This window comes from Mesorhizobium sp. M7A.F.Ca.US.014.04.1.1, assembly GCF_003998745.1.
Classification (GTDB): Bacteria; Pseudomonadota; Alphaproteobacteria; order Rhizobiales; family Rhizobiaceae; genus Mesorhizobium; species Mesorhizobium ciceri.
The window spans coordinates 1-3,509 of the sequence record NZ_RZRW01000583.1; the positions used below are offsets into that span (position 1 = coordinate 1).

Sequence of the window (3,509 nt, forward strand, 5' to 3'; positions counted from 1 at the left end):
GCCCACATCAAGCACATCAACGAGCAGACCTATTCCTATCTCGGCGGCAAGCTGTCACCGTTCGAAGCGTGGCTTTTGCTGCGCGGCCTGCGCACGCTGCCGCTGCGCCTGCCGCACCACATGAAGAGCGGCCTGACCATCGCCGAACGGCTGAAGGCGCATGCCGCTGTCGAGCGGGTCAACCATCCCGTCTATTCGAACCACCCGGGCAAGGCGACGCTGGCCGGCTATGCCGGGCTGTTCTCCTTCGAGGTTACGGACGAGATTGACATCCCCGTCTTCGTCGACGCGCTGAAATATTTCCGCATCGGCGTCAGTTGGGGCGGGCATGAAAGCCTGGTCGTGCCGGCCAAGGCGTCGCTGGAGCAGACGCCGGGCCTGAATTCGATGGCGCGCTTCGGCGTCAGCCCCCGAACCATCCGCTTCAATGTCGGATTGGAGAGTGTCGAAGACCTGTGGGCGGATGTCGCCCAAGCCTTCGAAAAAGCCAGAAAATAACAAGCGGGTTCAAAATGGGAGTCTTGAACATGAAAAAACTGACCGTCATGCTTGCCACCGTTGCGGGACTGGCGATTTCCGCCGGAAATGCTGTGGCCGATTCGACCCTGAAAATGGTCGAAGTCATCACCAGCCCGCCACGCACCGAATTCCTGAAGAAGCAGATCGCCGAGTTCGAAACGGCCAATCCAGGCATCAAGGTCGAGCTGATCTCGCTGCCCTGGGGGCAGGCGTTCGAGAAATTCCTGACCATGGTGCAGGCCGGCGACACGCCCGACGTGGTCGAGATGCCGGAACGCTGGATGGGCCTCTATGCCAACAATGCCCAGCTCGAGGATCTCGGCCCGTATATGGCCAAATGGGACGACGCCAAGACGCTGGGCGACCGCGCCAAGCAGTTCGGCTCGACCGTCAACAACACCCAGTTCATGATCCCCTACGGCTACTATGTGAACGCGCTGTTCTGGAACAAGAAGCTGTTCAAGGAGGCAGGTCTGGACGGCCCGCCGGCCACGCTCGACGAGTTCGTCGCCGACTCCAAGAAAATCTCCGCCATTCCGGGCAAATACGGCTACTGCCTGCGCGGCGGGCCGGGTGCCTTCAACGGCATGCACATGTTCATGAACATCGCTCAGGGCAAGGGTGGCTACTTCAACGAGGACGGCACTTCGACGATCAACGAGGAGGGCTCGGTCAAGGGCCTGCAGATGCTGGCCGATATGTACAAGGACGGCCTGGCGCCGAAGGATGCGGTGAGCTGGGGTTTCAACGAAACGGTCACCGGCTTCTATTCCGGCACCTGCGCTATGCTCAACCAGGATCCGGACGCGCTGCTCGGCATCGCCGACAAGATGAGCGCCGACGATTTCGCGGTAGCGCCATTGCCGGTCGGGCCGAGCGGCAAATCCTATCCGACACTCGGCTATGCCGGTTGGGCCATGTTCGCCAACTCGCAGCACAAGGACGACGCCTGGAAGCTGATGGCGACCCTTTTGTCGCCGAAGGACAATCTGGAATGGGCCAAGGAAGTCGGCGTCGTCCCGATCCACAACGGTGCCGACCAGGATCCCCATTTCAAGACCGAGCAGTTCAAGGGCTGGTTCACAGAGCTCAGCGACAGCTCCAAATATGAAATGGTCACCCCGCCGACGCATCTGGAGAACCTCGGCAATTTCGTCGACCAGGTGGCGATCAAGAATTTTCAGGAAGTGCTGCTTGGCCAGAAGACGGCCAAGGACGTCGCCGACCAGTGGGCTGCCTTCCTGACCAAGGAACAGCAGGACTGGATGGCGAAGAACAAGAAATAAGCGCGTTCTTTCCTTCTCCCGTTCACGGGGAGAAGGTGTCACGAAGTGACGGATGAGGGGCGGCGGTAGTTTTGCCTACTTTGCGCTGCCCCTCATCTGCCTGCCCATCCTTCGCAGCCGCTGCGCTGCAGCTTCGGAGGGTGAACCGGCACTTCTCCCCGCTCATTGTCCATCCGCTGCTCCAGGGAGCCGATCCTCACCCAATGACCTATGCCGTGTCCGAAATACGATCCGTCGGCAAGCCTCGAAAGAAGCGGCTGTCGCATGCCGCTATCGAGCCATGGCTCTATCTCAGCCCGGCGATCATCCTGCTGGTCGTGGTGCTTCTGGTGCCGCTGGTCATCGGCATCAGCTACTCCTTCCGCAAGTTCTCCGCCTTCAAGTCCGAATATGTCGGGCTCGGCCAGTATCAGGCGATGCTGTCGGATCAGGTGCTGGGCCAGGCGCTGGTCAACACGTTGTGGTGGACGGTCGCCAGCCTTTTCTTCCAGTTCTTCCTCGGCCTTGGCCTGGCGCTTCTGCTCGACAAGCCGTTTCGCGGCCGCAAGGCTGTACAAGCCCTGGTGTTCCTGCCCTGGGCGGTGCCGTCCTTCCTGTCGGGCCTGACTTGGGCCTGGCTGTTCAATCCGATCATCGGCCCGCTGCCGCACTGGCTGTTTGCATTGGGTCTGAAGGCCGAGCCGACCAATGTGCTGTCCGATCCGTCAACCGCCATGTGGGGGCCGATCGTCGCCAATATCTGGTTCGGCATTCCGTTCTTCGCCATCACGCTCCTGGCGGCGCTGAAGTCGATCCCGTCGGAACTGCATGAGGCTGCGGCCATCGATGGAGCCTCGCCCTGGCAGCGCTTCACCAAGGTGACGCTGCCGTTTCTGGCGCCGACCATCGCCATCACCGTGATGTTGCGCACCATCTGGATCGCCACCTTCGCCGACCTGATCTTCGTCATGACCGAAGGCGGACCGGCCGGCTCGACCAACACTGTGCCGGTCTACATCTATGTCAGCGCCTTCAAATCGCTGGACAAGGGCTATGCCTCGGCGGTGGCCGTGCTGCTATTGGTCCTGCTCATTGCCTATGCGATTGCGCTGATCGGTATCCGCCGCACCCTGGTGAGGCACGTCTGATGATCGCAGGACGCACAGCCTCGCAGCGCTTCTTCGGCGGCATCGGCCTCTACGCGGCAATCGCGGCTTACGTGCTCTTTGCCTTGTTCCCGATCTACTGGACGCTGAAGATCTCGGTCACGCCGGAGCGGCTGCTTTATTCCGAAGGCATCACCTTCTGGCCGTCGCACATGACGCTGCAGAACTTCGTCACCGTGCTCGAGGCCACCGATTTCCCCCGCTATTTCCTCAACAGCGTCATCGTCTCGGTATCGACGGCGGCACTGGTGACAATCATCGCCACGCTTGCCGGTTATGCCATGTCGCGCTTCACCTTTCGCGGCAAGGCAGCACTGGCGCTGATGTTGCTTTTGACCCAGACCTTTCCGCTGGTGATGGTCATTCCGCCGATCTACCGCGTGATGGGTCAGATCGGACTGATCAACAGCCTGACCGGGCTGATCATCATCTACACCGCCTTCAACACGGCTTTTGCCACCTTCCTCATGCAGTCCTTTTTCGACGGCATCCCCAAGGATCTGGAGGAAGCGGCGATGATCGACGGCTGCACGCGTGCGCAGGCGATGCGCAAGGTGAT

Annotated in this window: 4 protein-coding genes; all 4 read left to right on the plus strand. The window is 60.7% G+C overall.

Going from position 1 to position 3,509, the window contains the following annotated elements:
* The coding region (locus EOA22_RS27965; RefSeq protein ID WP_206521344.1) for a PLP-dependent transferase at positions 1-498 on the plus strand (498 nt) is incomplete at its 5' end.
* 29 nt (positions 499-527) lie between these two features.
* The gene (locus tag EOA22_RS27970; RefSeq protein ID WP_063167896.1) at positions 528-1,805 is read left to right on the plus strand and encodes a sugar ABC transporter substrate-binding protein; all 1,278 of its coding nucleotides are present in this window, start codon (positions 528-530) and stop codon (positions 1,803-1,805) included.
* Between the two features lie 203 nt (positions 1,806-2,008).
* Positions 2,009-2,932: a sugar ABC transporter permease gene (locus tag EOA22_RS27975; protein ID WP_063167897.1), complete on the plus strand. Its 924-nt coding sequence runs from the start codon at positions 2,009-2,011 to the stop codon at positions 2,930-2,932.
* Positions 2,932-3,509, plus strand: a 578-nt coding sequence (locus EOA22_RS27980) for a carbohydrate ABC transporter permease (protein WP_164755898.1), incomplete at its 3' end; no start/stop codon positions are given. The genes EOA22_RS27975 and EOA22_RS27980, both read left to right, overlap by 1 nt.

Excerpts from the sequence above, each read along its gene's own strand:
- EOA22_RS27970 (WP_063167896.1), top strand. The coding sequence starts at position 528 with ATGAAAAAACTGACCGTCATGCTTGCCACCGTTGCGGGACTGGCGATT.
- EOA22_RS27975 (WP_063167897.1), top strand. The coding sequence starts at position 2,009 with ATGACCTATGCCGTGTCCGAAATACGATCCGTCGGCAAGCCTCGAAAG.